This window comes from Micromonospora haikouensis (assembly GCF_000876225.1).
In the GTDB taxonomy this organism is placed as follows: domain Bacteria; phylum Actinomycetota; class Actinomycetes; order Mycobacteriales; family Micromonosporaceae; genus Micromonospora; species Micromonospora haikouensis.
This window is the reverse complement of record NZ_JXSX01000002.1, coordinates 966453-992821: the sequence shown is the minus strand read 5'-3', so window position 1 is coordinate 992821 and position 26369 is coordinate 966453. Positions and strand designations below refer to the sequence as shown.

General features: G+C 73.6%; 31 protein-coding genes and 1 pseudogene. 11 read left to right on the top strand and 21 right to left on the bottom strand.

The window, feature by feature from the left end:
* Positions 1–83: 83 nt before the first annotated feature.
* From TK50_RS21105 to TK50_RS21045, 13 genes and pseudogenes are all read right to left on the bottom strand, one after another.
* A complete protein-coding gene (locus tag TK50_RS21105) occupies positions 84–671 on the bottom strand; it encodes a ribonuclease FAU-1 family protein (RefSeq protein ID WP_241774062.1) in 588 nt (195 codons plus the stop codon).
* Positions 672–752: 81 nt separating this feature from the next.
* Complete coding sequence (locus TK50_RS21100) at positions 753–1505, bottom strand: dihydrofolate reductase family protein (RefSeq protein WP_043966204.1); 753 nt, start codon at positions 1503–1505, stop codon at positions 753–755.
* Between the two features lie 127 nt (positions 1506–1632).
* Complete coding sequence (locus tag TK50_RS21095) at positions 1633–2100, bottom strand: GNAT family N-acetyltransferase (protein WP_043966202.1); 468 nt, start codon at positions 2098–2100, stop codon at positions 1633–1635.
* Between the two features lie 45 nt (positions 2101–2145).
* The gene (locus TK50_RS21090) at positions 2146–3288 is read right to left on the bottom strand and encodes a hypothetical protein (protein ID WP_043966200.1); all 1143 of its coding nucleotides are present in this window, start codon (positions 3286–3288) and stop codon (positions 2146–2148) included.
* 57 nt (positions 3289–3345) lie between these two features.
* Positions 3346–4095, bottom strand: a complete 750-nt coding sequence (locus TK50_RS21085) for a lysophospholipid acyltransferase family protein (RefSeq protein WP_043966198.1) — start codon at positions 4093–4095, stop codon at positions 3346–3348.
* An 87-nt stretch (positions 4096–4182) separates the two neighbouring features.
* Positions 4183–6243 carry an amylo-alpha-1,6-glucosidase gene (locus tag TK50_RS21080; protein ID WP_043966624.1) on the bottom strand — a complete coding sequence of 687 codons (2061 nt, stop codon included), beginning with the start codon at positions 6241–6243 and terminating at the stop codon, positions 4183–4185.
* Positions 6243–6614 carry an SCP2 sterol-binding domain-containing protein gene (locus tag TK50_RS21075; protein WP_043966195.1) on the bottom strand — a complete coding sequence of 124 codons (372 nt, stop codon included), beginning with the start codon at positions 6612–6614 and terminating at the stop codon, positions 6243–6245. Before TK50_RS21075 ends, TK50_RS21080 begins: the two co-directional genes overlap by 1 nt.
* Before the next feature lie 159 nt (positions 6615–6773).
* On the bottom strand, positions 6774–7190 hold the full coding sequence (locus tag TK50_RS21070; protein ID WP_043966193.1) for a CBS domain-containing protein: 417 nt from the start codon (positions 7188–7190) through the stop codon (positions 6774–6776).
* An 86-nt stretch (positions 7191–7276) separates the two neighbouring features.
* Complete coding sequence (locus TK50_RS21065; RefSeq protein WP_043966190.1) at positions 7277–8302, bottom strand: aspartate-semialdehyde dehydrogenase; 1026 nt, start codon at positions 8300–8302, stop codon at positions 7277–7279.
* A gap of 220 nt (positions 8303–8522) precedes the next feature.
* Positions 8523–9869, bottom strand: a complete 1347-nt coding sequence (locus TK50_RS21060; protein WP_043966188.1) for a M16 family metallopeptidase — start codon at positions 9867–9869, stop codon at positions 8523–8525.
* A complete protein-coding gene (locus TK50_RS21055) occupies positions 9866–11158 on the bottom strand; it encodes a M16 family metallopeptidase (RefSeq protein WP_043966187.1) in 1293 nt (430 codons plus the stop codon). Before TK50_RS21055 ends, TK50_RS21060 begins: the two co-directional genes overlap by 4 nt.
* Positions 11159–11283: 125 nt before the next feature.
* Positions 11284–11499 (bottom strand): hypothetical protein, encoded by a 216-nt coding sequence (locus TK50_RS21050; RefSeq protein ID WP_043966184.1) that lies wholly within the window; start codon positions 11497–11499, stop codon positions 11284–11286.
* Between the two features lie 26 nt (positions 11500–11525).
* Positions 11526–12308: pseudogene (locus TK50_RS21045) on the bottom strand (alkaline phosphatase PhoX).
* Positions 12309–12621: 313 nt separating this feature from the next.
* Here TK50_RS21045 and TK50_RS21040 point away from each other — a divergent pair.
* From TK50_RS21040 to TK50_RS21025, 3 genes are all read left to right on the top strand, one after another.
* Positions 12622–13731: a 3-deoxy-7-phosphoheptulonate synthase gene (locus TK50_RS21040; protein WP_043966183.1), complete on the top strand. Its 1110-nt coding sequence runs from the start codon at positions 12622–12624 to the stop codon at positions 13729–13731.
* Between the two features lie 730 nt (positions 13732–14461).
* Positions 14462–14716 (top strand): hypothetical protein, encoded by a 255-nt coding sequence (locus tag TK50_RS21030; protein ID WP_043966178.1) that lies wholly within the window; start codon positions 14462–14464, stop codon positions 14714–14716.
* Positions 14717–14748: 32 nt separating this feature from the next.
* A complete protein-coding gene (locus TK50_RS21025; RefSeq protein WP_043966176.1) occupies positions 14749–14946 on the top strand; it encodes a hypothetical protein in 198 nt (65 codons plus the stop codon).
* Positions 14947–15028: 82 nt separating this feature from the next.
* On the opposite strand, the gene TK50_RS21020 is transcribed toward TK50_RS21025, so the two are convergent.
* From TK50_RS21020 to TK50_RS21010, 3 genes are read right to left on the bottom strand one after another with little or no spacing between them, the layout of a single operon-like run.
* The gene (locus TK50_RS21020) at positions 15029–15568 is read right to left on the bottom strand and encodes a DUF1360 domain-containing protein (protein ID WP_043966174.1); all 540 of its coding nucleotides are present in this window, start codon (positions 15566–15568) and stop codon (positions 15029–15031) included.
* A 57-nt stretch (positions 15569–15625) separates the two neighbouring features.
* Positions 15626–15961, bottom strand: coding sequence for a hypothetical protein (locus TK50_RS21015; RefSeq protein ID WP_043966172.1), 336 nt, complete (start codon positions 15959–15961; stop codon positions 15626–15628).
* Positions 15961–16275, bottom strand: a complete 315-nt coding sequence (locus TK50_RS21010) for a DUF6158 family protein (protein ID WP_043966170.1) — start codon at positions 16273–16275, stop codon at positions 15961–15963. The genes TK50_RS21015 and TK50_RS21010 overlap by 1 nt, the downstream gene beginning before the upstream one ends.
* Positions 16276–16396: 121 nt before the next feature.
* On the opposite strand from TK50_RS21010, the gene TK50_RS21005 reads away from it, so the two are divergent.
* The 3 genes from TK50_RS21005 to TK50_RS20995 all read left to right on the top strand — a co-directional run bounded on the left by TK50_RS21005 (position 16397) and on the right by TK50_RS20995 (position 18371).
* Positions 16397–16837: a hypothetical protein gene (locus tag TK50_RS21005; RefSeq protein WP_043966168.1), complete on the top strand. Its 441-nt coding sequence runs from the start codon at positions 16397–16399 to the stop codon at positions 16835–16837.
* A 51-nt stretch (positions 16838–16888) separates the two neighbouring features.
* On the top strand, positions 16889–17215 hold the full coding sequence (locus TK50_RS21000) for a DUF3817 domain-containing protein (protein ID WP_043966165.1): 327 nt from the start codon (positions 16889–16891) through the stop codon (positions 17213–17215).
* Positions 17216–17387: 172 nt separating this feature from the next.
* Positions 17388–18371, top strand: a complete 984-nt coding sequence (locus TK50_RS20995; protein WP_043966163.1) for a C40 family peptidase — start codon at positions 17388–17390, stop codon at positions 18369–18371.
* 74 nt (positions 18372–18445) lie between these two features.
* On the opposite strand, the gene TK50_RS20990 is transcribed toward TK50_RS20995, so the two are convergent.
* From TK50_RS20990 to TK50_RS20975, 4 genes are all read right to left on the bottom strand, one after another.
* Positions 18446–19435, bottom strand: coding sequence for a sigma-70 family RNA polymerase sigma factor (locus TK50_RS20990; RefSeq protein WP_199486118.1), 990 nt, complete (start codon positions 19433–19435; stop codon positions 18446–18448).
* Between the two features lie 448 nt (positions 19436–19883).
* Positions 19884–20837, bottom strand: coding sequence for an N-acetylmuramic acid 6-phosphate etherase (murQ, locus tag TK50_RS20985; protein WP_043966159.1), 954 nt, complete (start codon positions 20835–20837; stop codon positions 19884–19886).
* On the bottom strand, positions 20834–21748 hold the full coding sequence (locus tag TK50_RS20980) for a MurR/RpiR family transcriptional regulator (RefSeq protein ID WP_043966157.1): 915 nt from the start codon (positions 21746–21748) through the stop codon (positions 20834–20836). Before TK50_RS20980 ends, murQ begins: the two co-directional genes overlap by 4 nt.
* A gap of 224 nt (positions 21749–21972) precedes the next feature.
* Entirely contained in the window at positions 21973–22758 is a 786-nt protein-coding gene (locus TK50_RS20975) for a dTMP kinase (RefSeq protein ID WP_043966622.1), read from the bottom strand.
* A gap of 98 nt (positions 22759–22856) precedes the next feature.
* Between TK50_RS20975 and TK50_RS20970 the strand changes: the two genes are divergently transcribed.
* The 5 genes from TK50_RS20970 to TK50_RS20955 all read left to right on the top strand — a co-directional run bounded on the left by TK50_RS20970 (position 22857) and on the right by TK50_RS20955 (position 25355).
* A complete protein-coding gene (locus TK50_RS20970; protein ID WP_255700247.1) occupies positions 22857–23498 on the top strand; it encodes a nucleotidyltransferase family protein in 642 nt (213 codons plus the stop codon).
* Complete coding sequence (locus TK50_RS20965; RefSeq protein WP_043966155.1) at positions 23495–23791, top strand: hypothetical protein; 297 nt, start codon at positions 23495–23497, stop codon at positions 23789–23791. The genes TK50_RS20970 and TK50_RS20965 overlap by 4 nt, the downstream gene beginning before the upstream one ends.
* A 13-nt stretch (positions 23792–23804) precedes the next feature.
* The gene (locus TK50_RS20960) at positions 23805–24578 is read left to right on the top strand and encodes a metallophosphoesterase family protein (RefSeq protein WP_043966154.1); all 774 of its coding nucleotides are present in this window, start codon (positions 23805–23807) and stop codon (positions 24576–24578) included.
* A complete protein-coding gene (locus TK50_RS34500) occupies positions 24569–24715 on the top strand; it encodes a GPGG-motif small membrane protein (protein ID WP_013288160.1) in 147 nt (48 codons plus the stop codon). Before TK50_RS20960 ends, TK50_RS34500 begins: the two co-directional genes overlap by 10 nt.
* 148 nt (positions 24716–24863) lie before the next feature.
* The gene (locus TK50_RS20955) at positions 24864–25355 is read left to right on the top strand and encodes a TspO/MBR family protein (RefSeq protein WP_043966620.1); all 492 of its coding nucleotides are present in this window, start codon (positions 24864–24866) and stop codon (positions 25353–25355) included.
* A 69-nt stretch (positions 25356–25424) separates the two neighbouring features.
* Here TK50_RS20955 and TK50_RS20950 read toward each other — a convergent pair whose 3' ends face one another.
* Positions 25425–26198, bottom strand: a complete 774-nt coding sequence (locus tag TK50_RS20950; RefSeq protein WP_043966153.1) for a M23 family metallopeptidase — start codon at positions 26196–26198, stop codon at positions 25425–25427.
* Positions 26199–26369 lie beyond the last annotated feature (171 nt).

Here is a 26369-nt window from a genome sequence, read left to right as displayed (position 1 = left end):
ATGACCGTAGGTAGTCGTACGGTCACAAGAACATTCAGGTTCTCATGTAACCGACGATGCGCATAGGACTCGCGATGCGCGCCCTACCAAACTGACGGAAACTCGCTCCATTCGGCAGGCAGATCGGGGTTGAGCCAGGACGGGTCCGGGCGGAAGTCGACATGGGTCCCGTCGAACGGGTGCGCACCGGCCTCGGCCAACCTGATCAGGTGCTCGCCCTCGCGGCGGGCGGCATCCGCCGCGTCCGCATCCGGATACAGTGGATGCCCGACCCGCGCGGCCAGCTCGTCCTCGTCCTTCCACCACCAGTTGCGCTGCGGATCGATCACGACGTCGAGCAGCAGATCGGTGGTGTCGACGCCGCCGACGTGACGGACGTACGGCGTTTCCAGGTTGACGTACCACCCGACGAAGCCGCTCTCCGCGAAGAACCACCAGACGGAGTGCGACGCCTCGGGCAGCATCAGCACCAGGATGTCGTGCCGACGCCATGCCTGGTGGACGAGCCGGGGTCGGCGCATCCGGTCGATGGGCAGTTCATGCTGCGTCTTCCCGTCGGCGTCGACCAGGTTGGCGTACTCGCTGCCGGCCGGCTTCCAGAGCAGCAGCCCCGCGTCGTCGTCGCTCACCACCCGCATGGGCTGGACAACGGTGACGGTGCCGGCCCGCACGTGCCGGCGAAGTATGGTCTGGCCCGGAGTGAAGGACATGGCGGGGACTGTAACGAGTCCTCGCCGCCGGGCGAGCGGCCGTCAGCCGGCGGTCCTCGTCGGGCCGCCGCCGCTGCCCCGGTCGTCGAGCACGAGAGGGGCGCGACCGCGCACCGCGTACCGGATGTGGGTGGCCTCCGGCGTGGCGACGACCCGGGTCGGGGTCAGCTCGATCGCCTCCTTCTGGCCGAGACCGAGCCCGGCGTCGGGGCCGCCGTCGGCACCACCGCCGAGGCCGCCCCCGGAGCCGGCGTCGAACAGCCGCAGCCCGCCGCCGAGCACGACCGGCACGATGTGCAGTTCCAGCTCGTCGAGCAGGCCGGCCCTGAGCACCTGCCGGACGAGGCTGCCGCCGCCGGCCACGGCGACGTCCCTGCCGCCGGCCGCCGCGCGGGCCTGCGCGACGGCGCTGACCACGCCGTCGGTGACGTACGTGAAGCTCGTGCCGCCACCGCGCACCAGGGTCTCGCGGGGGCGGTGGGTGACGACGAAGACGGGCGCACGGAACGGCGGCTCGTCGCCCCACGGGATCTCGCCGCCGTCGGCCATCCGCCGCCCCATCACGTACGCGCCGGCCGTGCCGAAGGACTCCGCGACGATGTCGGAGTTGGCGTCCTGCTCGCCGCCGGCGAAGCCCTGGCGTTCGCGCCACGCCATCGCGTTGGTCACCCAGCGGGTGACCCGGAAGAAGCCGGCACTCTCGGCCGAGTCCATCCAGTCGCCGTCGCCGGTGTGCCGGGGGCCGGCGTAGCACCCGTCCAGCGACACGGACAGCTGCGCGGTCACCTTCGTCATCTCGCGGTGTTCCTCTCCGTCGGGCGGGCACCGGTGCCGGCACCCCTGCGGACACCGGTTCCGGCACCCCTCAGGCAACGGTCGGAGCCGGCCGGGGAACACCGACAGGAGGGCAGCGTGACGACCGTCACACCACGAGGGAAAGCTCGCCGACGGTCTGGCCGCCGCTGCGCTCCCCCGTCGGGCGGAACCCGAGCCGCAGGTAGAACCCCTCCGGCCCGTCCTGCCCCGGCTCCCAGGTGGTGAAGATGCTCCGCTCGCCGCGCCGCCGCGCCTCCTCGGCCACGGCCCGCACGGCGAACCGCCCGTAGCCGCGCCCCTGCCGGTCGGCGGCGATGTTCAGCCGCCACAGCCCGGAACGCAGGTCGGTCGGGGTGTCCTCGCTCCACGGGATGCGGAAGAAGCCCATCAGGAAGCCGACGAGGTCGTCGCCGTCGTAGACGAGCCGGGGCCAGGCGATGCCCGGCCAGACGTACGCCTCGGCCAGCGACCGGGCGACCGGCTCGACCAGGTGTTCCTGGTCGGGGCGGATCCGCAGCTCGCAGGCGGCGTCGAGGTTGGCCGGGGTGATCGTCTCCAGGCGTGGTGTGGGCATCGGGGCACCCTAGCCGGCCACCCCGCCGCCGCCCACCGGATTTGGTCAGGGCGTGCGGGGGCCGATGCCGTCCTTCGGCGTGGGCGCCACCAGCAGCCCGACCTGGTGGCCGATGAACCGGTAGACGACCTGGCTGGCCGCCCACATCAGGTGGCCCCGGTCGCCGCGGGCGATCGCCCGCCCGTCGGCGTGGCCGACGCTGACGAACAGCACCCAGCTGCCCGACGTCGACACCACGTCGACCGTCTCGCCGTCGAGCCCGGCCTGCGCGGTGCCGGAGCGCAGCGGGCCCCGGCGCGCGCGGGCCACGGCCTCCGTCGGGAACAGCACCGCCGCGAGGCGCACCACGGCGTCGCTGTCGTCGGTGGTCCAGCTTCCCCGCACGGTACGCACGCAGCCGTCCAGCCGCCCGCCGCCGGCCAGCACCCCGGCGCAGCCCCGCCGGTCGTCGGCGGACGTGCGGGTGAGCGTGTCCCCCGCGGCGGTGAACGTGCGCTCGGGGAACGCCAGCTCGGCGGTGACCGGGACGGGCTCGACCCGGCCCAACGCCACCCCCAGCATGGCCAGACACGCCCCGGCCGCGACGAGCGACGCCCAGACCGGCGGCAGGGCCACCTTCATGTTCTCGGCGAGCACCGCGACGACGAGAAGGGTGAGCACGGCCAGGGCGACGCCCGCCCCGGCCCAGGTGACGCCGGTGGCCGTCGCGTACCGGGCCGGTCCGTCGACGAGGTCGTCGAGGTCGTTGCGCCCGCCGGGCACGAAGAGGAAGCCGCCCACCACCAGGGGCGCCGCCAGCAGGATCAGCACCGGGCGGGCCCGGCCGGGCAGGCGGGACCAGAGCGCGACGGCGGCCACCACGTACAGGAACGGCACGGTGATCAGCAGCCAGCCCGCCGTGGCCATGCCGGGGCCGGTGCAGCCGGTGACCGCGCAGGCGTACCCCTGGATCCGCTCCCGGCCCACGTAGCCGAGCGCGGCCTGCGCCACGACGAAGGTGACCAGGCCGAACGCGAGCAGCGCGCCGAGCGACAGCCCGTCGCGGGCGGGCCGGGCGGGCGCCTCGGCACCGTCCTGGGCCTGCGGGGCGGCGTCCGGTCGCGGGGCGGCGTGCCGCCGTTCCGCGTCCGCGCGGGCCTGCGCCACCAGGTCGACGGACCGGCCCCGGCCGCCCTTGAGGTTCCACATGATCGCGAGGCTAGAACAGCCGCGCATCCCGCGACCGGCCCCGCCGGACGGCCCCGGTCAGGCGGCGGGGGTGCGCCGGCCGCCCCGGTCGAGAGCGAGGGCCTCCTCCTGCGTCGGCGCGGTGCCGCCGAGGTGGGCCGGCTGCCACCAGCTGTCGTCCGGCCCGGCCGGGGTGTCCGGGTACGCCCGCTGGGCCCGGTCGACGAGGGCGGTCAGCCGGGTCTTCAGCTCGGCGCTCAGCGCGTTCGCGTCGGCGTGGTCGGCCGGGTCGATCGGCTCGCCGACCAGGATGGTGATCGGGGTGTGCCGGCGGGTCAGCGTCCTCGGGCGGCCCTTCGTCCAGAGCCGCTGGGTGCCCCACAGCGCGACCGGCAGCAGCGGCACGGCGGCCTCCTGCGCCATCCGGGCCGCCCCGTTCTTGAGGTCCTTCACGGTGAACGAGCGGCTGATGGTGGCCTCGGGGAAGACGCCCACCACCTCGCCGCGGCGCAGCGCGTCCACGGCCGTGCTGTAGGAGCCGGCACCCGCCCGCCGGTTCACCGGGATGTGCTTCATGCCGCGCATCAGCGGGCCGGAGACCTTGTGCGCGAACACCTCGTGCTTGGCCATGAACCGCACCAGCCGGCCGGACGCGTGCGCGCCGTAGCCGCAGAAGATGAAGTCCAGGTAGCTCACGTGGTTGCTGGCCAGCACCGCGCCGCCGGTGCGCGGCACGTGGTGGCTGCCCTCCACGGTCAGGCGCAGGTCGAGGACCCGGAACATCGTCTTGGCGGCGGCGATCACGGGCGGATACACGAGTTCCGGCATCCGGCGACTTTACCCTGCTGGGGGTGGGGGCACGCCAGGGCCGGACGTACCCTCCCACGGCGTGCCGCCACCCCCGGGGGCGACTCGTCAGTCGGCCAGGTTGTGCAGGTCCAGCCGGCCCCGGGCGAACGCGTCGACCTTGCCCCACCGGCCCGGGATGTCCAGCACCTCGATCCGGCCCATGCCGATGGGCAGGCGCGGCTCCACCGACAGGTGCCCCTCGTGCGGTTCGATGCCGAGCATGGTGCGCAGCAGCAGCATCGGCGCGCCCGTCGACCAGGCCTGCGGGCTGCACGCGGTCGGATACTCCACCGGGAACTTGGTCAGCTCCCGCTGGTAGCCGCCGAACGCCTCCGGCAGCCGCCCGTCGAAGTAGCGGGCCGCGTCGAGGATCCCGTTGGCGATGACGGCGGCCTCCTCGGCGAAGCCGTACCGGCGCAGCCCCCACGCGATGAACGAGTTGTCGAACGGCCAGATCGTGCCGTTGTGGTAGCCGATGGGGTTGTAGCGGACCTCCCCCTCGGCGAGCGTCCGCACCCCCCAGCCGGAGAACAGCCTCGGCCCGACCAGGTGCTCGGCGATCCGTTCGGCCCGGTCGTGGTCGACGATGCCGCTCCACAGCAGGTGGCCGATGTTGGAGCTGAGCACGTCGGCCCGGCGGCCGTCAGGGTCGAGGGCGAGCGCGTAGAACTGGCCGTCGTCGACCCACCAGTCCCGGTTGAACCGCTCCTTGAGCTGCGCGGCCTCCCGCTCCAGCCGGTCGGCGTACGCGGGGTCGCCCCAGAACTCGCGCGCCATCCGGGCGGCCCGCATCTTCGCGTCGTACGCGTACCCCTGCACCTCGCAGGTGGCGCGGGGGAAGGGCAGCAGGGTGCCGTCGCGGTACGAGATCGAGTCCCAGGAGTCCTTCCAGCACTGGTTCTCCAGGCCGGTGTCGGTGTTGCGCCGCTCGTACCAGATGTAGCCGTTGCCGACCAGGTCGGCGTAGTCGTCGATCCACTTCAGCGCGGCCCGGCACTCCTGCTCCAGCTCCCGCACCAGCGACTCGTCGCCGCTCCACCGCTCGTACTCGTCGAGCAGCACCACGAACAGCGGCGTCGCGTCGACCGAGCCGTAGTACGGCGAGTGGGGCTGCTCCTCGAACGCGGCCGTCTCGCCGTACCGCATCTCGTGCAGGATGCGCCCGGGGTCCTCGTCGCGGAAGTCGTCGAACCGGGTGCCCTGCAACGAGGCGAGGATGCGCAGCGTCGTCTTGGACAGCCCCGGGGCGAACGGCAGCACCTGGAGGCAGGTCAGGATGCTGTCCCGGCCGAACATCGTCATGAACCAGGGCAGGCCGGCGGCGGGCAGGGTGGTGCCGCCGAGCGACAGGGGCGAGAAGCGCAGCGCGGCGAGGTCGACGAGGCTCCGCCGGTACGTGCGGGCCAGGTGCTCGCACTCGCTGTTCACCTTCGGCGCGGCGGCGATCCACTCCTGGAGGTCGTGCTGGAGGGCCAGCCGCTCGGTGCCGTGCGCCCGCACGCCCATCCGCAGGTCCCGCCCGCCCGGCCCGAGGGCGAAGGTCTGCACGTCGATGTCGGTGCTCCACTGCTCGTTCGGTTCGAGGTGGACGCTGAACGAGAAGCCGTTGCGGTCGTACGTGGCCGTCCGCGAGCAGGAGATGACCGTCTCCCGCCGGAAGTTGCCCCGGCGGTAGCCCAGGCGCAGCCGGTCGGCCTCGGCCTCGGCGTACAGCTCGCCCTTCTTGTTGACGATCTCGTCCTTGACCTGGAACAGGTCGGCGAAGTCGGAGCCGGCGTCCATCCGGACCTGGAGGTCGACGGGCTTCTCGTCGTGGTTGAGGATGGTGACCTGCTCCCGGAAGCTGCCGCCGACCATCCGCTCGCGGATGATCGACAGCTTCGCGTCGATGTAGTGGGTGGCCATCCCCGGCACCAGGAAGAACCGCGCCTCGTAGTACTGGAGGTCGTCGTAGGACAGGGCGTTGAGCCGCTCGCCGTTGACGGTCAGCACCCAGCGGGACAGGAACCGGGTGTCGAGGGAGAACATGCCGGTGGGCTCGCTCGGCGTCGCCTCGATGTCGCCGGTGTCCTCGGAGACGACGAAGGTGCTGCCGTCGAGGATCCGGATCGTGTTGCCCTCCGTCATCAGCACGCCTCCCTCTGGAACAGCCGCTGCGGGCCCCTGCTGGTCGGCGGGCCGGGGAAGAGCCGCTCGACCTGCACCACCAGCCGGGCGTCGCCGCTGACCGTCATGTCCCCGCGCAGGATCGCGGCGATGCCGTCCTCCCGGCCGGCGGCGAGGTCCTCGAAGAGGACGGGGCTGGTGTTGACGACCGTGTCCGCCTCCCGGTCCTCCTGGCTGACGCTGATCCGGCCCCGGTCGATCGCGACCAGCCAGTGGGTGGTCTGCGGCCCCTCGTGCAGGTCGAAGCGGATGGTTCCGGTTGTCTTGACCAGCAGCGGCTCGTACCCCCGCCGGTCCAGGTCCTCGAAGAATCTGGTGGTCGCGTCCGGCATCGGGCCCCTCCCCTCCCGTCGACCCGCGGCGTTCGACGTCGGGAAAGGGTCCCCGTCCGGTACGGGGTCAACCTCACCCGGATCGGGTGAGGCGGAGCGGGCACGCACACGACGCGACGCCGGCCCCCGGGTCGGGGGCCGGCGTGCCGCGGCGGACGGTCAGTTGTTGGGGTCGTCGGCGCTGATGTCCGCCAGCACCGACTGCGGCTCCCGCTCGACCGCGAGGTCGCCCATGGAGACCAGGCCGACCAGCCGGCCGTCGTCGATCACCGGCAGCCGGCGCACGGCGTACGTGCGCATCAGGTCGGCGGCGGCCACGGCGTCGTCGTACTGGCTCACCGTGATCACGTCCCGGCTGGTGATCTGGTTGAGCCGGGTCGTGTTGGGGTCCATCTCCTCGGCGACGCCCCGGACCGCGATGTCCCGGTCCGTGACGATGCCGACCACGTCGTCACCTGCGGTCACCACCACGTCGCCGATGGCGCTGTCGCGCATCTCCCGCGCGGCGGCGGTGAGCGTCTCGTGGCCGTCCATCGTCACCAACCGGGTCGTCATGAACTCTCCGACCGTTGTCATGGTGCTCCCCTCTCGGTGTCGGCACCGCCGTGTCTACCCGCCGCCCCGGCGGGGTAACGCAGCGTGCCGCAGGGGCGCGCCGGCGGTCAGCGCAGCTCGGCGGCGACGAGTTCGGCGAGCTGGACGGCGTTGAGGGCGGCGCCCTTGCGCAGGTTGTCGTTGGAGCAGAACAGGGACAGGCCGTGCTCCACCGTCTCGTCGGCGCGGATCCGGCCCACGTACGTCGGGTCGTGGCCAGCGGCCTGCAGCGGGGTCGGCACGTCGGACAGGGCCACGCCGGGCGCGCCGTCGAGCAGCTCGCGGGCCCGCTGCGGGGTGACCGGCCGGGCGAACCGGGCGTTGATCTGGAGCGAGTGGCCGGTGAAGACGGGCACCCGGACGCAGGTGCCGGAGACCTTCAGCCCGGGGATCTCCAGGATCTTGCGGCTCTCGTTGCGCAGCTTCTGCTCCTCGTCGGTCTCCGCCGAGCCGTCGTCGACGATCGAGCCGGCGAGCGGGAGCACGTTGAACGCGATGGTCCGGGCGAAGACGCGGGGGGCGGGAAACTCCACGGCCGTGCCGTCGAACGCCAGCCCGGCGGCCTGCTCGGCGACCTTGCGGACCTGCTCCTCCAGCTCGGCCACGCCGGCCAGGCCGGCACCGGAGACCGCCTGGTAGGTGGAGACGACGAGGCTCACCAGCTCCGCCTCGGCGTGCAGGGGGCGCAGCACCGGCATCGCGGCCATGGTGGTGCAGTTCGGGTTGGCGATGATGCCCTTCGGGCGGTGCGCGGCGGCGTGCGGGTTGACCTCGGCGACGACCAGCGGCACGTCCGGGTCCATCCGGAACGCCGACGAGTTGTCGATCACCACCGCGCCGGCCGCGGCGACCCGGGGGGCCAGCTCCAAGGCGGTGCCCTTGCCGGCGGAGAAGAGCACGATGTCCAGGCCCGCGTAGTCGGCCGTGGCCGCGTCCTCGATCGTCACCTCGCCGCCGCGCCACGGCACGGTCCGCCCGGCCGACCGGGCGGAGGCGAACAACCGCACCTGCTCCGCCGGGAACTCGCGCTCCGCCAGCACCTGCCGCATCACGCCACCGACCTGGCCGGTGGCCCCCACAATGCCGATCCTCATGCCCGCGAGGCTACCCAGGTCGGCGGCCGGGCCGGGAACGCTTTCCCACCGCCCGGGCGGCGGCCGGACGGGCCGGGGGCGGCCCCGCGCCGCAACGTCGGCGTCGCCACCGCGCGCCGCGCCGGAATTTCCGGGGCGTGGGCGGGCCCCGGCCGGAACATCGCCGCCCCGGCCGGGCCGCCCCGCCGGCCGGGGCGCGACGCGAATCACACCGCCCGGGTCAGGGGCGGACGTCGACGATCTCCCCGAGGCCGGTGGCCGCCAGCTCGTCGCGGATGAGGGCGGCGTCGCCCTCGACCACCAGGGTCAGCGACTCCGGGTGCAGGTGGGTCGCGGCGGCGGCCGACACCTCGGCCACGTCGGCGGCGAGCAGGGACTCGCGCAGCCGGGCGTGGTAGTCGTCCGGCAGGTCGTGCACGACCAGGGTGGTCAGCGCCGACGCGATCGCCCGGGGGCTCTGCAGCTCGACCGAGAGCTGCCCGGCCCGCCACGACCGCGCCACCGCCAGCTCGTCCTCGGTCACCCCGCCGGCCCGGGTACGGGTGATCTCCCCGACCGCCTCGACGAGGGCCGGCGCAGTCACGGCCGTCTGCACCCCGGAGCTGACCGCGAACCGGCCGAACCGGCGGGACGAGGCGAAGTCGCCCCGGATGCCGTACGTGTAGCCGCGCACCTCGCGGATCAGGTGGTTGAGCCGGGAGGTGAACGCGCCGCCGAGCACCGTGCCGGCCAGGGCCATCGGCACGTGGTCGGGGTGCGCCCGGTGCGGGGCGGCGTGGCCCAGCCGCAGCGTGGACTGCACCGAACCGGGGCGGTCGACCAGGATGATCCGCCGGCCGGCGCGCAGCGGCACGTCGATCGGGCCCTCCACCGGGGTCGGGCCGCCGCCGGTGCCGGCGAACGCCGCCGCGCCCAGCGCGTCCAGGTCGAGCCGGTCCAGGTCACCGGCGACGACCAGGGTGCCGGGGCGCAGGAACCACTCGGAGTGGAAGACGGTGACGTCCTCCGGGTCCAGGGCCGCCACCGAGTCCGGGTCGCCGTACATGGGTCGACCCCAGCGGTTCTGCGCGCCGAACAGGTCGGCCCGCAGCGCCGCCTCGGCCCGGGGCCCGGGGTTGGCCCAGTCCATCCGCAGGGCGGTCGCCTCGTCGTCGCGGACCCGGCGCAGGTCGTCCGGGTCCAGCTTCGGCGTGCGGACGGCCTCGGCGAGCAGCTCGACGGCGGCGCCGAGCCGCTCCACCGGCACCTGGACGCTGACCTGGAACGAGTCCCAGTCGAGCCCGGTCACCAGCTCGGTGCCGAGCGCCTCGATGGCGAGCGCGTACGCGGTGGCGTCCCGCTGCGCCGTGCCCTCCTCCAGGGCCTTGGCCAGCACCGCGCCGAGCCCCTCCCGGCCGACCGGCTCGCGGCCGGCCCCGGCGTCGAGCAGCAGCAGCGCCACGGCCAGGTTCTGCCCGGGCAGGTGCGCGGCGACGACCCGGCCGCCGGCGGTGTCGCGGCGCACCACCTGCGGGAACCGGTACGGCCGGGCCAACCCCGGCCCGGGACGGTCGGCGATCAGGCTCATGCGGTCTCCTCGGGCAGGTAGGTCAGGGTGACCCGGTCCTCGGCGCGCAGCGCCTCGGCGGCGAGTTCGGCGATCTGGTCGGCGGTGACCGCCAGCCAGGCGGGCAGCCGCTCGGCGGCCTTCGCCGGGTCGCCGAACTGGGTGGCGTACCGGCCGAGGATGTCGGCGCGGCCGTCGACGGTGGACATCTGCCGCCACCACGCGGTGCTGAGCAGCGCCTTGGCCCGGTCCAGCTCGGCGGCGGTGACCGGCACGGTGGCCAGCTCGTCGACGACCTCGGCCACCCCGGCGGCCAGCCGCTCCCCGGTCACCCCGGGGCGGGCGGTGGCGGTGACGATCAGCGGGGCCGGCGCGTGCCGCAGGTCCACCCCGTACGCGCCGACCAGGTCGGGCTGGGCGAGCCGCTCGCCGTCGGCGAGGCGCTGGTAGAGGCGGCTGCCCCGGCCGCTGCCCAGGACGGTGGCCAGGACGGTCAGCACGTCGTACCCGGGGGTGCCGAACGGGTGGGTGCGGTGCGCGACGAACACGCGGGGCGCGGGCACGGCGGCGGTGACGGTCTCGGCGACCGGCGCGCCGGCGCGGGGCACGTGCCGGCCGTCCGGCGCGGCCGGGATCGACTCCCGGGCCGGGATCGCCCCGAAGTACTTGTCGGCCAGCGCGAACACCTCGGCTGCGGCGGCGTCGCCGACCACGGTCAGCACGGCGTTGTTCGGCGCGTAGTAGGTGCGGTGGAACGCCTGGAAGGTGGCCAGGTCGGCGGCGTTCAGGTCGGCCATCGACCCGATCGTCGCGTGGTGGTAGGGGTGGCCGGGCGGATAGAGCAGCGGCAGCAGCCGCAGCCACGCGTCGCCGTACGGGACGTTCTCGTAGCGCTGGCGGCGCTCGTTCTTGACCACGTCCCGCTGGTTGTCCAGGGTCTCCTGGGTCAGCGCCGGCACCAGGCCGCCCATCCGGTCGGCCTCCAGCCAGAGCGCCAACTCCAGGTGCTCGGCCGGGACGGTCTCGAAGTAGTTCGTCCGGTCCGGGTTGGTGGTGGCGTTCAGCGAGCCGCCGGCGCCCTGGACGAGCTTCATGTGCTCGGTCTTCGCCACGTTCACCGAGCCTTCGAACATGAGGTGCTCGAAGAGGTGGGCGAACCCGGTCTGCCCGTCGGGCTCGTGCCGGGAGCCCACGTCGTACCAGAGGTTCACCGCGACCGCGGGCGCGGTGCGGTCCTCGCTCACCACCACACGCAGGCCGTTGTCCAGTCGGGTCGTTTCGATCGGCCAGGGGAAACCGCTGTCGGGCATGGCCCGACGCTATCCGATCCCGAGGTCGCAGGCGTGACGCGAGTGGGTCGGCGCGGCGCGGCACGGCCGGTCCCGCCCGCCCCGGGCGGCGCGGGCCGCCGCCCGGGGTGGACGGGGTGGGGCTCTCAGTCCGGGGGCTCGATCGTGGTCACCGTCTCGTCGGAGGTGCGTTGCTCTAGCACCGTGTCGGGGGCGGCGGAGCGGTCGGCCTCCCGCCGGTCGGACTCGGCGAGGATCGCCTCGGCCTGGGCGTAGGCGTCGTCGCTGCCCACCGCCGCCTCCTCGGGCAGCAGGTGGGCGCGGGAGGAGATCCGGTCGGCGTCGCTCTGGTCGTGACTCATGCCGGAGTCTCTACCCAGTGGGCGGCTCAGCGGAACGGGCCGCGCACCTCGTAGGTGATCCCGCCCGACGACGCGCCGGAGGTGCCGCGCTGGGAGGAGAAGTAGAGCCGGGTGCCGTCCGTACGCCAGGTCGATGCGCTGCGCGACCGCGTCGTACGCCCAGACCCGGTTGTCGCCCTTGGTGGTGAACCAGCAGGTCCCGTCGGCGTACCAGCAGCCCTCGCCGCCGTCGAACCGCTTGGCCCCGGAGACCTGCTGGCGGGTGTACGTCGGCGAGCCGTCCGGGTCCGGCACCCGGGCCCAGGTGACCGGGCCGCTGGTGGCGGTGCCGTCCCGCCCTGCGGGTACGTCTCGTAGACGTACCCCCGGCTGACCTCCTCGCAGGAGAGCCAGGTGCCCCACGGGGTCGCGCCGCCGGCGCAGTTCTGGTTGGTCCCGGACAGGATCCGGTACGCCGAGGCGATGCTCCCGTCGGCGGCGAACCGCACGGCCGACGCCCCGCCGCCCGGGTTGATCTCGGAATTCGAGACGTAGATCCACCCGGTTCCGGCGGGGAAGCAGGCCCCGCCGTCGGGGGCGTCGTGCCAGGCGTACGAGGTGCCGGCGACAGCCTGCCGGGACCGGGCCACCACCCGGCTGGTGAACCCGGCGGGGAGCTGGATGCCGTTGCCGTCGGCGGCGCCCAGCGGCCCGTACGGACCCGTCCCGGGCTGGGCGGGGGCGGCCGACGCGACGGACGACCAGAGGCTGCCGGCCAGCGCGGCGGCCCCCGACGCGGCGGTGGCGCGCAGCAGCGTACGACGGTCCATTCGAACCTCCAGGCGATGGTGTGTGGCGCCGAAACTACCGACGAATACATCGACGAAAGTGAGCGTGAGGCGAGGCTTTCCCGACGACGGGGTGAGCCTTTCCCGCCGCGTCGGGTAGGCTGGTCGGCGTGACGCGGTCGTATCGATGGTTTAGACAGCCGGCTGGAGGAGCCGGTGACTTCACCGTGATCTGACGTCACTTCCTCTTCGAGCCGGCTGGGCAGGGGCCTGATTCCCTGCCCTTTTGCGTACGAGCAGCCGGCTCGACCTCGGGCGCCGGCCCCGGGGCACGGTCGGCGGAAGGAACCCCACCGTGACGTCCCCGGACAGCCATCGCGTCATCGACCAGCGGATCGACCGCGTCGTGCCGTTGACCACCCCGGCCCTGCTCCACCACCACCTGCCCCTGGACGCGGCGCTCACCGAGGCCGTGCTCGACGGCCGGCGCGCGGTCGCCCGCGTGCTGGACCGCGCCGACGACCGGCTGCTGGTCGTGGTCGGCCCGTGCTCGGTGCACGACCCGGCGGCCGCCCTGGAGTACGCGGCCCGGCTGCGCACCGTCGCCGACCGGCTCGCCGACGACCTGCTGATCGTGATGCGGGTCTACTTCGAGAAGCCGCGTTCCACGGTGGGCTGGAAGGGCCTGATCAACGACCCGGCGCTGGACGGCTCCGGCGACGTGAACACCGGCCTGCGCACCGCCCGCGCGCTGCTGCTGGACGTGCTGCGGCTGGGCCTGCCGGTGGGCTGCGAGTTCCTCGACCCGATCACCCCGCAGTACATCGCCGACACCGTCGCCTGGGGCGCGATCGGCGCCCGCACCGTGGAGAGCCAGGTGCACCGGCAGCTCGCCTCCGGGCTGTCGATGGCGATCGGCATGAAGAACCGCCCCGACGGCAGCATCGGCACGGCCGTGGACGCGATCCGCGCGGCCGGCGTCCCGCACGTCTTCCCCGGCATCGACGTCTCCGGCACCCCGGCGATCATGCACACCCGGGGCAACGCCGACGGCCACCTGGTGCTGCGGGGCGGCAACGACGGCCCGAACTACGACGCCGCCTCCGTCGCCGCGGCGCTGGCGCAGTTGCGGGCGGCCGGGCTGCCGGAGCGGGTCGTGGTCGACGCGAGCCACGCCAACAGCGGCAAGGACCACCGCCGCCAGCCGCTGGTCGCCGCCGACGTCGCGGCCCAGCTCGCCGCCGGGCAGCGCGGCATCGTCGGCGTCATGCTGGAGAGCTTCCTGCTCCCCGGCCGGCAGGACCTGGACCCGACGCGGGAGCTGGAGTACGGCCGCTCGATCACCGACGCCTGCCTCGGCTGGGACGACACCGAGGGGGTGCTGGACGACCTGGCCGCCGCCGTCCGCGCCCGCCGCGCCACCCCGGCCACCACCTCTCCCACCCCGACCTCCACCCCCGCCTGACGCCGGCGAGGGGCACGTCGCGGTCACCGTCGGTGACTGCGACCCTCGACCGAGAGGGATGCGGGGCGGTCTCACGCTGCGTGCCGGCCGGCCAACCCCACGCCGGCTCCCGCATCTCCTTTGCTCTGCACCCACCGGCGCAGCACCCCGGCGGAACAGCATGTTTGCGGTGTCCGCGCTGGGTCGGCCCGGATGGCTTGGTGACGCCCCGTAGCCGTTGCGTCGGCGGGTGCAGAGCAAAGGGGGCGGGAGCGGATGGCGGACGTCGCCCGGCAGACCCCGGCCGGCGCCCGCCGGCGGTAGCGGTGCGTCACGCCCGACGGCGCTCAGGCGGGCGCGGCACGAGGCGCGCCCCGGTTCGGCTCCTGCCACCTGCGGCCCGGGGTGGGCAAAGCCAGCGGCGCCCCGGCCGAAAGACCGGGGCGCCGCTGGTGTCGGTGTGCAGGTCGCCTCTCGGCGCGTGGCGCGACGCGGCTCCAGCCGGACGGTATTCCGCGAAGGCATTTCAGGTGAGGCCCGGGGACACTGGGCACACCGACACCCGTCACAACCGGCGGGGCCCGGTCGATGTTCCGGCCGCCGACGTGACGGGCGTCACGCCACGGGCGCGACCGCCCGGCGCGCGACCGCCCGGCCCGGCCCGACGCGACCCGACACCCTGTGCGCGCTCGCCCCTCCCGGGTTTGGTCGTTTCCGCCCCGGGTAGCTGATCGTCGTGACCGACGAAGCTGTGACCGACGAAGCACCCGTGACGGCGGCCCCCGTGAGCGACGCCGGCCCGGTCGGGGAGCCGGACACCCGGCAGCTCGACGAGTTGCTCGACGACGTCTACCGCGGCCAGGAGCGGATCAGCCAGGCGGACATCTACCGCCGGGCCGTCGCCGCCGAGCTTCCCGCGTCGCTGCTCACCCGGATCGCCGCCCTCCCCCAGGGCGAGTACGCCGTGGACGAGGCGGCCGACCTGCTGGGCGGTTCGGCACCCTGACGCCCCGGCCACGCAACCGAGAGGACAGCCAGATGACCGATCGCCAGGAGCAGCACCACGAGCACATCGAGGCGCTCGGCCAGCCGCCGGAGGGCCTGGACAGCACGCCCGAGCCGGACTTCGCCAACGAACACGACCGGACGGCCGTCGACGCGGACGTGATCACCGGCGAGGACGAGGACGAGCGCGAGCCGGAGTCGCCGCACGGCTGGTCCGGCATGCAGCGCTGAGGCGAGGCGCAGGCCGCGGCAGACGCGAACGCGAAGGGAGGGGGCCGGCGAGGGCCCCTCCCTTCGGGCGTACGACAGGGGATCAGTCCTTGTGGTGGCCGCCCTCGGCCGCCTGCTGGGCCACGGCGTAGCCCATCTGGAGGAAGTCGGAGGCCGCGACCGCGGTCAGGGCGGTGGCCACCAGCCGGGTCAGCCGGGGGGCCAGGACGAGCCCGCCGGTGAGCCCGGTGGCCACCCAGACGGCCAGGCAGAACGGGCAGCTCAGCAGCTCGCCGATGGCGTGCCGGGTGGGGCTGCCCGAGTCGCGGACCTGCTCCATCACCTCGCCGCTGCCGATCGGGTGGTCGTAGCGGGTGAACGGGGCGCGCAGCGGGCTGGTCACCGCGTCCTTGGACAGCAGCCGGCTGAGCTTGTGGGTGGCGATGGCGAGCAGCACCACGTCGGCGGTGGCGGGCCGGTCGGGCACGGGGCGGCCGGTCGCCCGCACCAGGCCCGCGATCGTGGCGGCCACGCCCGCGTACGTGCCCATCGCCGCGAGGTAGCCGCCCAGCGGGCGGTGCTCGTGCGGCGCGTACGCCTGGCGCAGTCGCGCCACCTTCTGCTTCAGGCTGCTCTCGCTCAACCCGGTCTCCTCATCGTCTGCGCGTCGCGGCCCCGCGAGGGGCCCGCCGCCGGCCGGTCAACCGGCGGTCAGGTTGTCGGCCACCTCGCGGGCGAGGTTGGCCAGGGTCTCGTCGGCGAGCCCGGCCTCCGCCCCACCGGCCGCGCCGGCGAGGTCGAGGCGCACCCGCGCGCCCCCGGCGTCGGCCGGCTCGACCCGGATCTCGGCCGACCAGCCGGGCGCGGAGTCGCTGCGCCACCAGGCCCGCAGGTCCCCCGCGTCGACCTCGGGGCGGCTGTCGCCGTCGGACCGCAGCGGCTCGGGCAGCCAGGCCGCGGCGCGATCCGGGTCGGTCGCCGTGCTGAACACCACCTCCGGCGGCGCGGACATGCCGCGCTGGGCGCGTGCGGTCATCACTCGTCCCGCAGCCTGGCCGGGTCGATCTCCCGCCCCGGGTGCCGGGCCAGGTACTCGGTCTCCAGCTCCGCCGTGCGGCGCAGGTGGTTGGCGAGCGCCGAGTCCGACGCGTGCCGCAGGGTGTCGAGGCGGGTGCGGTGCAGGCTGTGCATCTCGCGGATCAGGTCGTCGTCGGCGAGCTCGGCCGGGTCGATGCCGGGCTCCTCGTCGGTGCCCGGGTCGCGCAGGTGGTCCCCGTCCCATTCGGGCATCCGCTGCTCCGGGCTGGCCTCGGCCGGGCCGGTGGTCGTCCGCCAGGCTGATTCGGTCATGTCGCCCCCCTCGTCTCGTCTGGGCTGGCGTCTAGACGGATGCCCACCCGCGCCCCCGGCAAACCACCGGCACTACGACGCCGCGTCGGAGACGACGCCGTCGACCGGTACCCTCGATGCCATGAAGCGGCTCTGGACACCGGCGTGGATCGCCCGCCACGTGGCCATGGTCGTGCTGGTCGTCGGCTTCCTCGGGCTGGGCTGGTGGCAGATCACCCGGGCCGCCGGGGGCAATGCGCTGAGCTGGGGGTACGCGGTCGAGTGGCCGGTCTTCGCCGCGTTCGTGCTCTTCGTCTGGTGGCGTGAGCTGCGGCACGCGCTGCGGTCGGCCCCCGGCGACGAGCCGGCGGAGCCGGCGACGGCGGAGCCGGCCCAGGCCGACCGGGTCGCGGCGGCCACGCCGTCCGCCACCCCCACGGTGGTACGCCGGCCGGTGCGGGTGTCCCGCGCGCCGGCCACGCCGGTCGACGGCGCGGACGACGCCGACCTGGCCGCCTACAACCGCTACCTGGCATGGTTGAACGCCAACCCGGGCGCCCGACCCGGTGACTATCCCGGCTGACGCCGGTTCGCGACTATCCGGCGCAGGCCGGTTTCGGAAGGACGGACGAAGGTGGGCGGAGCCCTTACCCGGTACCGCGTGATCGCCTGGATCGTAGGCGTGGCGCTGGTCGTGCTGGTCCTGGTCGGCATGCCCCTGAAGTACGGGTTCGACGAGCCGGCCGTGGTGGCGGTCGTCGGCACCGCGCACGGCTGGCTCTACATGGTCTACCTGGCCGCGACGTTCGACCTGTCCCGCCGGGCGGACTGGCCGTTGAAGCGGATGCTGCTGGTGATGCTCGCCGGCACCGTCCCGTTCGTGTCCTTCTACGCCGAGCGTCGGGTCAGCGACTGGCTCGCCCCGCGGCCCGCCCCGGCCGTGGAGCCGGTGGCCGGCTGAGTAGGTCCCCTTTCGCCACTTTCGTCCCTGCTTCACCTGCGGGTAACTTCCGTCCCGCGCTAGGTTGATCAGGCCGGACCGGTCGACCGCCGTCCACCAGGACAGCCCCGGGCCGGTGCCGACGCGGCGTCCGCGACGTCGTGCCGGCTGGTGGGAGAGGAGCCCTCCGCTCTTGTCGTCCCTCAGAAATTCGCTGCGCGCACTGGTGACGGCCGGCCTCGTGGCCACGCTGATCGCCCCGGCGTCGGTGGCTCGGGCCGAGCCGACCCCCGCCGAGCTGACGCGGCGGATCGAGAATTCCTCGACCGAGCTGGAACGGGTCGTCGAGTCCTACAACAAGCTCAACGAGGACATCAAGGCGAACAAGGCCACTGCGGCGAAGCTCGCGGCCCGGATCGGGCCGCTGGAGGCGCAGACCGCGCAGAGCCGGGCGGACGTCGGCACGATCGCCGTCACCGCGTACAAGTCGGGCCGGTTGGACACCGCCAACGCGCTGCTGAGCCCGGGCGGGCCGAGCACCCTGCTGGACCGCCTCGACACCCTCGACCAGCTCAGCCGGCAGCGCCAGCAGCGGATCGCCGGCTACACCGAGAACCAGCGCCGGCTGCTCGACCAGAAGGGGCGGCTGGACGCGACGCTCGCGAAGCAGGCCGCGCAGGCGAAGCAGCTCACCGCCAGCCGCAAGCGGATCGAGAAGGACCTCGCCGAGCTGTACGAGATGCGCCGGCAGGCGTACGGGCGGGCCACCGAGCCGACCCCGTCGAAGGCGCGCTCGGGCGGGAAGTCCGGCGAGAAGGCCCCGGCCGTCTCGGGCCGGGCCGGCGCGGCCGTGCGGTACGCGTACGGGGCGCTCGGCAAGCCCTACGTCTGGGCCGCCGACGGCCCGAACGGGTACGACTGCTCCGGCCTCACCTCCGCCGCCTGGCGGGCGGCCGGCAAGTCCCTGCCGCACAACACGCGGATGCAGTGGGGCGTGGTCAGCCACATCAGCCGCAGCGAGCTGCGCCCGGGCGACCTCGTCTTCTACAACAGCCTGGGCCACGTGGCCCTCTACGTCGGCGACGGCCAGGTGATCCACGCGCCGACCTTCGGCCGGCACGTGGAGAAGCGCGACGTCGACCTGATGCCGCCCTACGGGTACGGCCGGGTCCGCTGACCGGCTCCCGCGCGACGGCGAACGGCCGGCGTCCCCCTATCGGACGCCGGCCGTTCGCCGTCATTACTACCAGCTCAGGCGGCCTGCAGCCCCTCCGCCCGGGCCAGCTCGCGCAGCCGGCCCAGCGCCTGGATCTCCAGCTGCCGGATCCGCTCCCGCGACAACGAGAACCGCGACGCGACCTCGGTCAGCGAGTGCTCCCGCCCGTCCTCCAGGCCGTAGCGGGCCCGCATGATGCCGGCCGACCGGTCGTCGAGGTGGTTGAGCAGGCCCTCGATGCGCTGCCGCTCCAGGCCGGTGAGGACGATGTCCTCCGGCGACGGGGCGTCGCTGTCGGCGACCAGGTCGCCGAGGTTGGTGTCGCCGTCGTCGCCGACCGGCGTGTCGAGCGACACGGTGTCCTGCGACCAGCGCACCAGCTCGTTGACCCGCTCGACGGTGACGCCGAGGGCCGCCGCGATCTGCTCCGGCTCCGGGTCGCTGCCCAGCTCGCGGGTGAGCTGCCGGGCGACGTTGCGCATCCGGTTGACGTCCTCGACCAGGTGCACCGGGAGCCGCACGGTGCGCTCCTGCTGGGCGATCGCCCGGCTGATCGCCTGGCGGATCCACCAGGTCGCGTAGGTGGAGAACTTGAACCCGCGCTCGTAGTCGAACTTCTCGACCGCCCGGACCAGGCCGGTGTTGCCCTCCTGGATCAGGTCGAGCATGGGCATGCCCGAGCGCACGTAGCGCCGGGCGATGGAGACGACCAGCCGCAGGTTGGCGCGGATGAAGAGGTCCTTCGCCCGCTCCCCCTCGGCGACCACCCGCTCCAGGTCGTCCCGGGCGACACCGGCGGGAACGCTGTCCGTCTCGAGCAGGTGCTCGGCGTACAGCCCGGCCTCGATCGACTTGGAGAGGTCGACCTCGGTGGCGGCGTCCAGCAGTGGCGTCCGGGAGATCTCGTGAAGGTAGACTCCGACCAGGTCGCGCTCCTCGGCCACCTCGTCGGTTCGCATGCCGATGTTCTTGTCCACGTTGCCCACGGTCCCCTCGCTCGCGCCGGTTGCCCGGTTCCTTGCCATCCCCACGTCCATCAGCCCTCCCCCGTAACTTCCGCTGTGCCCTCCGGTGCTGACCTGACACCTGCACAACAGTTGAGACGCGTCGGGGATTCCATGTCGTGAGTCGAAAGTGTCACGAATGCCTGAGTAGTAGCTGAGAGCCCGGTCCATGTTTGCTGTCAGCACCCCGAAAAGTGGCTCGCCGTTGGCGCCACCGACGGGTCGGCGGATCGACGGAACGCGTCCGCCTCTGGCATGGCACCATCGCCACCCCGGGGCGCACAGCGACCCGCGTCACCGCCGTACTGCGATCCTGGTCACCGGCTGATACGCGGCGGCGGACCGGTCGGTTCATTCACGGATACGGAATACCCTCGCCCCGGTTGAACAATCCGTGGCGTGTGGTAAGTCCCACCGTCGGCGCTTGGTGACCACCGTCACGGCCCCGCACCGGTGGTGCCGCAGACGCTCAGGAGGCGAGCAGGTCGAGCGCGCCCCTGACCTGGTCGGCGGCGCGGGCCAGGGCGGCCCGGGCGGCGGGGACCTCGGCGCCGGAGACGAGCGACACCAGGGCGGTCTTGAGGTCACCGTCGGCCTCGTGCAGGGCCCGCCGGCAGACCTCCTCGGCGCAGCCGGTGGCCTCCATCAGGATCGAGATCATCCGGCCACGCAGCTTGGCGTTGGTGGCCACCATGTCGATCATGAGGTTCGAGTAGACCCGCCCCAGCCGCACCATGACGGCCGTGGAGAACGTGTTGAGCACCAGCTTCTGCGCCGTGCCCGCCTTCATCCGGGTCGAGCCGGTCACCACCTCGGGGCCGGTGTCGACCCCGATGAAGACGTCGACCGACCCGGCGGCCTCGGCCTCCGGGTTGGCGCAGAGCAGCACCGTCGAGGCCCCCTGGGCCCGGGACGCGGCGAGCGCCCCGAGAACGTACGGGGTGCGTCCGCTGGCCGCCAGCCCGACGACGAGGTCGCCCGCGCCGACGCAGTCGGCCGCCTCGGCCGACCCGCCCCGGTGGTCGTCCTCGGCGTCCTCGACGGCCCGCCACATCGCGTCCGGGCCGCCCGCGAGGTGGGCGCAGAACCAGTGCCGGGGCGAGTTGAAGGTGGGTGCCAGCTCGGCGGCGTCCAGCACCCCGAGGCGGCCGGAGGTCCCGGCGCCGAAGTAGTGCACCCGGTGCCCGCCGCGCAGCGCGGCGACCGCGAGGTCGACGGTGGCGGCGATCTCGTCGAGGACCGCCGCGACGGCGGCCGGCACCCGCCGGTCCGCCTCGTTGATCACGGTGAGCACGTCCCGGGTGGACATCAAATCGAGGTCGACGCTGCGCGGGTTGCGCCGCTCGGTGGGCGCACCCACCCGGACCACCGGGCGGGCGGGGACCGCCGCGACCTCCCCGGGCTCGACGCGCCCGGCCGTCATCCCCGCCTCCGGCCGGGGCCGACCCGCCGGGTCCGCACCGCGTCGGCGGTGACCTCCAGCGCCCGCCGGGCCCGCGCGCGGTTGCGGGCGGCCACCCCGACGAAGAGGCAGTCGACCACGGTGAGCTGGGCCAGCCGGCTGGCCATCGCACCCGAGCGGTACGTCGTCTCGCGGGCCGCCGTGGTGAGCACGAAGTCGGCGACGTCGGTGATCGGCGAGCGGGGGAAGTTGGTCAGCGCCACCGTGCTGGCCCCCCGGGCGCGGGCCTGCTCCAGCACCTCGATCACGTCGGCGGTGGTGCCGCTGTGCGAGATGCCCACGGCCACGTCGCCCTTGGCGAGCAGCGCGGCCGAGGTGAGGGCGGTGTGCACGTCGGGGAAGTAGAACGCCATGCGGCCGATGCGGTGCAGCTTCTGCTGGAAGTCCGAGGCGACGAAGCCGCTGGCGCCCGCGCCGTAGACCTCGATCCGCCCCGCGCCGACGATCGCCTCGACGACCTGCTCGCAGACGGCCGGGTCGAGCTGCTCTGCCGTCTCCTCCACGGCCCGGGCGTCGTTGAACGCGATGGTGGCGATGATCTGGGCCAGGTCGGCGCCGGGCGGGATGTCGCCGCCGACGACCCGGGCGTCCGGCGGCTCGACCCGGCGGGCGGCCTCGGCGGCGAGCCGGATGCGCAGCTGCGGGTAGCCGTCCATCCCGACCGAGCGGCAGAACCGGATGACGGTCGCCTCGGATGTCTCGGCGGCGGTGGCGAGGTCGGTGATGGTGCGCCGGGCGGCGTCCGCCGGGTCGGAGACCACCAGCCGGGCCACCCGCTGCTCGGCGGGCGACAGCGAGGGGAGCAGGCCGCTGATGTGGACGATCAACCCACCCGGCTCGTGACTCGCAGAAATCTTCGGACTCTTCGCCACGGATGAAACTTACTTTCACCGGGCGCGAGCGTCAACCATGTCTCCACGTATCGGGAAAAAAGTACTCCGGACGTTCACGAGTGTTGCGGAAAGACTGTCATCCACGCAGCGCTCGACACCTCCCCCGGAGGGGCCCTGCCCCGTGCTGGACGGGGGCGGCGACCCACCGTCCGGGCGGCGGCACCCTTCGGTGGGGCACCCGGGGTGGGCCGGCCGGCCTACGGTCAGGCCTGACCCGCCACGAGCAGCCCCGGCCCTCGGCCGGCGTCGTCGACGGGGCGCGCCACCGGGCCGGGCGTGCCGGTCGGTGCGGCCGGAGCGGGCTCGGCCGGCGGCGGAGCGGCCGGGGCGGCGGCCTCGGCGGGCGCGGCACCCTGGGCCGGCAGCCAGGCGGCCAGGTGGGCCCGGATCTGCCGGGACACCTCCTCGGGCGGGCGGCCGGCGTCGACGACCACGAAGCTGGGGAACTCGGGCAGCGTGCGGTACGCCGTGTCGGCGGCGGTCAGCCAGCCCATCGTCTCGTGGTCGGTGCCGCGCCGCTCGATCCGCTGGTACGCCTCGGCCGGGTCGACCGCGAGCAGGAAGGTGACCTGCGGCGGCGGGAAGAGGCGGTAGCCGGCGCGGGCCAGCCGCTCCCAGCGCTGCCCGCCGTGCGCGCGGATGCTGGCGTACTGGCAGGCGGAGTAGCGGTCCATGACGGCCGTCCGGCCGGTGACGAGGCAGCTCAGCAGCGCCGCCGCGATCGCCAGCCAGCGCAGCACGGACTCGACGGCGAGCAGGCCGCGCCGGCCGACCAGCCGCTCGGCGTCGGGGCGGCCGAGCCGCTGGGCGACGCGGCCGAGCCAGCGACGGCCGCCGGCGTTGCGGTGGTAGGTGGCGGGGCGGCCGGCGGCGGTCAGCGCCTCGGCGAGGTGGTGGGCCTGGGTGGTCTTGCCCGACCCGTCGATGCCGATCAGGGCGACGGCGCGCAGTCGGGCCCCGCCCCGCCGGTCCCGCAGTGATCTGGCCACCTTCACCAGACTATCGGACCCGCGCTCACCTCCGGCGTTTCGTCCCTTTGCAGCCGGTTCGCGCCCCGAGCGGCGAGGCTCAGGTGTGGGCGAACGAAATGCCGGGTACGCAAATCGAATCCGCCTGTCCACGACACGACCGACGGGAGAGCCACATGGCCGAGCGCGGGGACGAGACCCTGGTGCACACGCTGAAGAAGGTCGCCGCCGTGCTCAAACAGTCCGAGATCCCGTTCGCCCTCGGCGGCAGCTTCGCGGTGTACGCCCACGGCGGGCACTCCAGCGAGCACGACGTCGACTTCCTGATCCGGGGCGAGGACGTGGACCGGGCCCTGGAGGCGCTGGTCGAGGCGGGCTTCGACGCCGAGCGCCCGCCCGAGGACTGGCTGGTGAAGGTCTACGACGACGGCCGGATGGTGGATCTGATCCACCGCCCGATCGAGACCCCGGTCACCGAGGAGACGTTCGCCGACACGATCGACCGCCCGGTCGACGCGATCCACATGCCCGTGCTGTCCGCGTCCCTGCTCATGGTGCACAAGCTGCTCAGCTTCTCCCAGCACTACTGCGACTTCGCCCGGGCGCTGCCGCTGGCCCGGTCACTGCGCGAACAGATCGACTGGGAACGGGTACGCAAGGAGACGCAGCACTCGCCGTACGCCGAGGCGTTCCTGGTGCTGCTCGACCGGTTGGACGTGGTGCCGTACGCCGGCGCCACCGAGGAGAAGGAGACCGCGTGAGCGAGCACCGTGACAGCGCCGCCGGGACGCCCGCCGTCACCGCCGGCCCGCCCGACGAGTACGTGGAGGCCGAGATCCACCGGCTGCTGGCCGAGGACCCGGCCGTCGCCGAGCAGGGGATCACCGTGGTCCGCCGGGAGCGCGGCCTGGTCCTCTACGGCGAGGTGGAGAGCCCGCACCGGCGCGAGGAGATCCTGCGCCGGGTCGCCGAGCGCTTCCCCGACGTGCCGGTCACCAGCGACATCGGGGTGATCCGCACGCAGGCGCCCACGCAGGTCGAACAGCTGCCGTGAGGGAGGTCGGAAGGTGATCCGGATCGCCGCCGTGGGCGACGTGCACCTGGACGAGGACGTGGTGGGCCGGTTCCGGCCCGCCCTGGACGAGTTGCCCGACTGCGCCGACGTGCTGCTGCTCGCCGGCGACCTGACCCGGCACGGCACCGAGGCCGAGGCGCGCTGCGTGGCCCGGGAGTTCGGCGGGCTGGGCGTGCCGGTGGTGACGGTGCTCGGCAACCACGACCACCAGTGCGACCAGGTGCCGCAGGTGGTCAAGGTGCTGGAGGAGGCGGGCATCCGGGTGCTGGAGGGCGAGGGGATCGTGCTGGAGTTCCCCGCCGGGCGACTCGGCGTGGCCGGGGTGAAGGGCTTCGGCGGCGGCTTCGCCGGCCGGTGCGCCAGCGACTTCGGCGAGCCGGAGATGAAGGCGTTCGTCCGCACCACGAACGAGAGCGCGGAGGCGCTGGGCGCGGCCCTACGGGGGCTGGACTGCGACCTGCTGGTGGCGCTGACCCACTACTCCCCCGTGCCCGACACGCTGGCCGGCGAGCCGCTGGAGATCTACCCGTTCCTCGGGTCGTACCAGCTCGGGCAGGCCATCGACTCGGCCCCCACCGCGCTGGCCCTGCACGGGCACGCGCACGCCGGCAGCGAGCGGGGCACCACCCCGGGCGGGGTGCGGGTGCGCAACGTGGCCCACCCGGTGATCAAGCAGGCGTACAGCATCTTCCACCTGGGAGATCACCTGGACGCCGGGGAGGTTTCCCGGATCGGTCAATCGGGTACTCAGCAACCATGGAGCTGATTCTCTGGATTCTCGCAGTCGTACTCGTGGTCGCCGGCATTCTCGCGCTGTTCCGCCGGCAGATCCTGTGGGGCATCGTCCTCATCGTGGTCGGGCTGTTGGTCGGCCCGGGCGGGGTCAGCATCTTCAACACTTGATTCCCCGACTTCGTCGTATCCACCACCGACCCGCCGGGGTCGTCGTGACCGGAGCCTCGTCCTCCCAGACAGGGGCCACCGGGCAGGACGACCCCGGCGCCATGCCGTCCGGGGTTTGCCCGCGCCGGCCGCCGGGCACCTGCTGCACATGACAGTTTCGGACAGCCTCCGGCGCAGGACCGGGGGGCGGAAGTGGTGGGCGCTGCTCGGCTTCGGCGCGGCCGTGACGGTCGCCGCCGCGATCGGCGGGCTCGGCGTGCGGGGCACCTCCGAGGAGTACGCGAGCCTGAACCAGCCGGACTGGGCGCCCCCGTCCTGGGTCTTCGGCCCGGTCTGGACGTTCCTCTACGCGCTGATCGCGATCGCCGGGTGGCTGGTGTGGCGGCGGGTCGGCTTCGGTCCGGCGCTGTACGCCTGGACGGCCCAGCTCGTGCTGAACGCGATCTGGACCCCGCTGTTCTTCGGCGCCGGCCGGTACGGCCTGGCGTTCGCCGAGATCGTGCTGATGTGGCTGGCCATCGGGGTGACCGTGGTGCTGTTCGCGCGGGTCTCCCGGCTGGCGGCGGCGCTGCTGCTCCCCTACTGGGCGTGGGTCACCTTCGCCGCCGCCCTCAACCTCTCCATCTGGCAGCTCAACTGAGGTGCAAGGAAGGGCCCCCTCTCCACGCTTTCTGTTGCACAGGGGGCCCCTCCTGACCCGCGCGGCGGGTCAGCAGCGCGGGACGTTCGGGATGTAGCCGTCGTAACCGGTGTAGACGTACGCGTCGGCGATGTACCGGCCGCTGCCGATCCGGTCCCAGATCGAGCTGGTGCCGTACGTGCCGGTGACCGTGGTGCCGCTGGTCTGGCAGTGGATCGTCACCTTCGTCCCGTCCGCGACCGTGCCGACCGAGGAGTACCCGGTGCCCGGGCCGGAGCGGACGGTCAGCGGGGTGCCGCTGGTGTCGACCGTGCCGGAGCCGGTGCTCGACGAGCAGTTGTTGTCGCTGGTGTACGTCTTGGTGCCCCAGTACAGCGCCAGGTTGCCGTTGAACCGGACCTGGATGTCGTTGCCGTTGAGCCGCTGCTCGTAGTGCAGGTGCGGGCCGGTGGAGCCGCCGGTGCTGCCGACCCAGCCGATGACCTTGCCGTAGCCGACGCTCTGGCCGACGGAGACGTTGAAGCCGTTGAGGTGGGCGTAGTAGGTGGTGTAGCCGCCGCCGTGGTCGATGCGGACGTACTTGCCGTAGCTGGTGCCGCCGAGGTCGGTCACCCGGTCGACGGTGCCGGGGGCACTGGCCACCACGGGGTCGCCCTGGTCGTCGGTGCGGTTGAAGTCGACGGCGTACGCCGGGCTGTGGTCGGAGCGGGTCTGGCCGGACCAGGACTGGCCGCAGGGGAAGGGGACCTTGAAGGTCGGGGCGGCCATGGCCGGGGTCGCCGGCACCAGGGTCGCCGCGATCAGTGCGCCGACCGCCGCGAGGCTGTACCACCGCTTACGCATCCAGCACCTCCGATGTCGATAAACTTCAATCGATTGCCTTCAGCGTGACAGATTCCTGCATCGACCGAAAGGGGTCACGGAGGGTGGAACCCCCCTATCGGTGGGAGCGTGCCCACTAGGGGTGAGCTGGTTTCGGGATTGTTACTCGTCCGTGTCCGATGGGGGGTGGAC

Bases quoted from the DNA above. Each gene is read 5' to 3' on its own strand.
- TK50_RS21100 (WP_043966204.1), bottom strand. From the start codon at position 1,505: ATGACGAAGGTGACCGCGCAGCTGTCCGTGTCGCTGGACGGGTGCTAC.
- TK50_RS21095 (WP_043966202.1), bottom strand. From the start codon at position 2,100: ATGCCCACACCACGCCTGGAGACGATCACCCCGGCCAACCTCGACGCC.
- TK50_RS21090 (WP_043966200.1), bottom strand. From the start codon at position 3,288: ATGTGGAACCTCAAGGGCGGCCGGGGCCGGTCCGTCGACCTGGTGGCG.
- TK50_RS21085 (WP_043966198.1), bottom strand. From the start codon at position 4,095: ATGCCGGAACTCGTGTATCCGCCCGTGATCGCCGCCGCCAAGACGATG.
- TK50_RS21080 (WP_043966624.1), bottom strand. From the start codon at position 6,243: ATGACGGAGGGCAACACGATCCGGATCCTCGACGGCAGCACCTTCGTC.
- TK50_RS21075 (WP_043966195.1), bottom strand. From the start codon at position 6,614: ATGCCGGACGCGACCACCAGATTCTTCGAGGACCTGGACCGGCGGGGG.
- TK50_RS21070 (WP_043966193.1), bottom strand. From the start codon at position 7,190: ATGACAACGGTCGGAGAGTTCATGACGACCCGGTTGGTGACGATGGAC.
- TK50_RS21065 (WP_043966190.1), bottom strand. From the start codon at position 8,302: ATGAGGATCGGCATTGTGGGGGCCACCGGCCAGGTCGGTGGCGTGATG.
- TK50_RS21060 (WP_043966188.1), bottom strand. From the start codon at position 9,869: ATGAGCCTGATCGCCGACCGTCCCGGGCCGGGGTTGGCCCGGCCGTAC.
- TK50_RS21055 (WP_043966187.1), bottom strand. From the start codon at position 11,158: ATGCCCGACAGCGGTTTCCCCTGGCCGATCGAAACGACCCGACTGGAC.
- TK50_RS21050 (WP_043966184.1), bottom strand. From the start codon at position 11,499: ATGAGTCACGACCAGAGCGACGCCGACCGGATCTCCTCCCGCGCCCAC.
- TK50_RS21025 (WP_043966176.1), top strand. From the start codon at position 14,749: ATGACCGATCGCCAGGAGCAGCACCACGAGCACATCGAGGCGCTCGGC.
- TK50_RS21015 (WP_043966172.1), bottom strand. From the start codon at position 15,961: ATGACCGCACGCGCCCAGCGCGGCATGTCCGCGCCGCCGGAGGTGGTG.
- TK50_RS21010 (WP_043966170.1), bottom strand. From the start codon at position 16,275: ATGACCGAATCAGCCTGGCGGACGACCACCGGCCCGGCCGAGGCCAGC.
- TK50_RS21005 (WP_043966168.1), top strand. From the start codon at position 16,397: ATGAAGCGGCTCTGGACACCGGCGTGGATCGCCCGCCACGTGGCCATG.
- TK50_RS20990 (WP_199486118.1), bottom strand. From the start codon at position 19,435: ATGGCAAGGAACCGGGCAACCGGCGCGAGCGAGGGGACCGTGGGCAAC.
- murQ (WP_043966159.1), bottom strand. From the start codon at position 20,837: ATGACGGCCGGGCGCGTCGAGCCCGGGGAGGTCGCGGCGGTCCCCGCC.
- TK50_RS20970 (WP_255700247.1), top strand. From the start codon at position 22,857: ATGCCGGGTACGCAAATCGAATCCGCCTGTCCACGACACGACCGACGG.
- TK50_RS34500 (WP_013288160.1), top strand. From the start codon at position 24,569: ATGGAGCTGATTCTCTGGATTCTCGCAGTCGTACTCGTGGTCGCCGGC.
- TK50_RS20955 (WP_043966620.1), top strand. From the start codon at position 24,864: ATGACAGTTTCGGACAGCCTCCGGCGCAGGACCGGGGGGCGGAAGTGG.
- TK50_RS20950 (WP_043966153.1), bottom strand. From the start codon at position 26,198: ATGCGTAAGCGGTGGTACAGCCTCGCGGCGGTCGGCGCACTGATCGCG.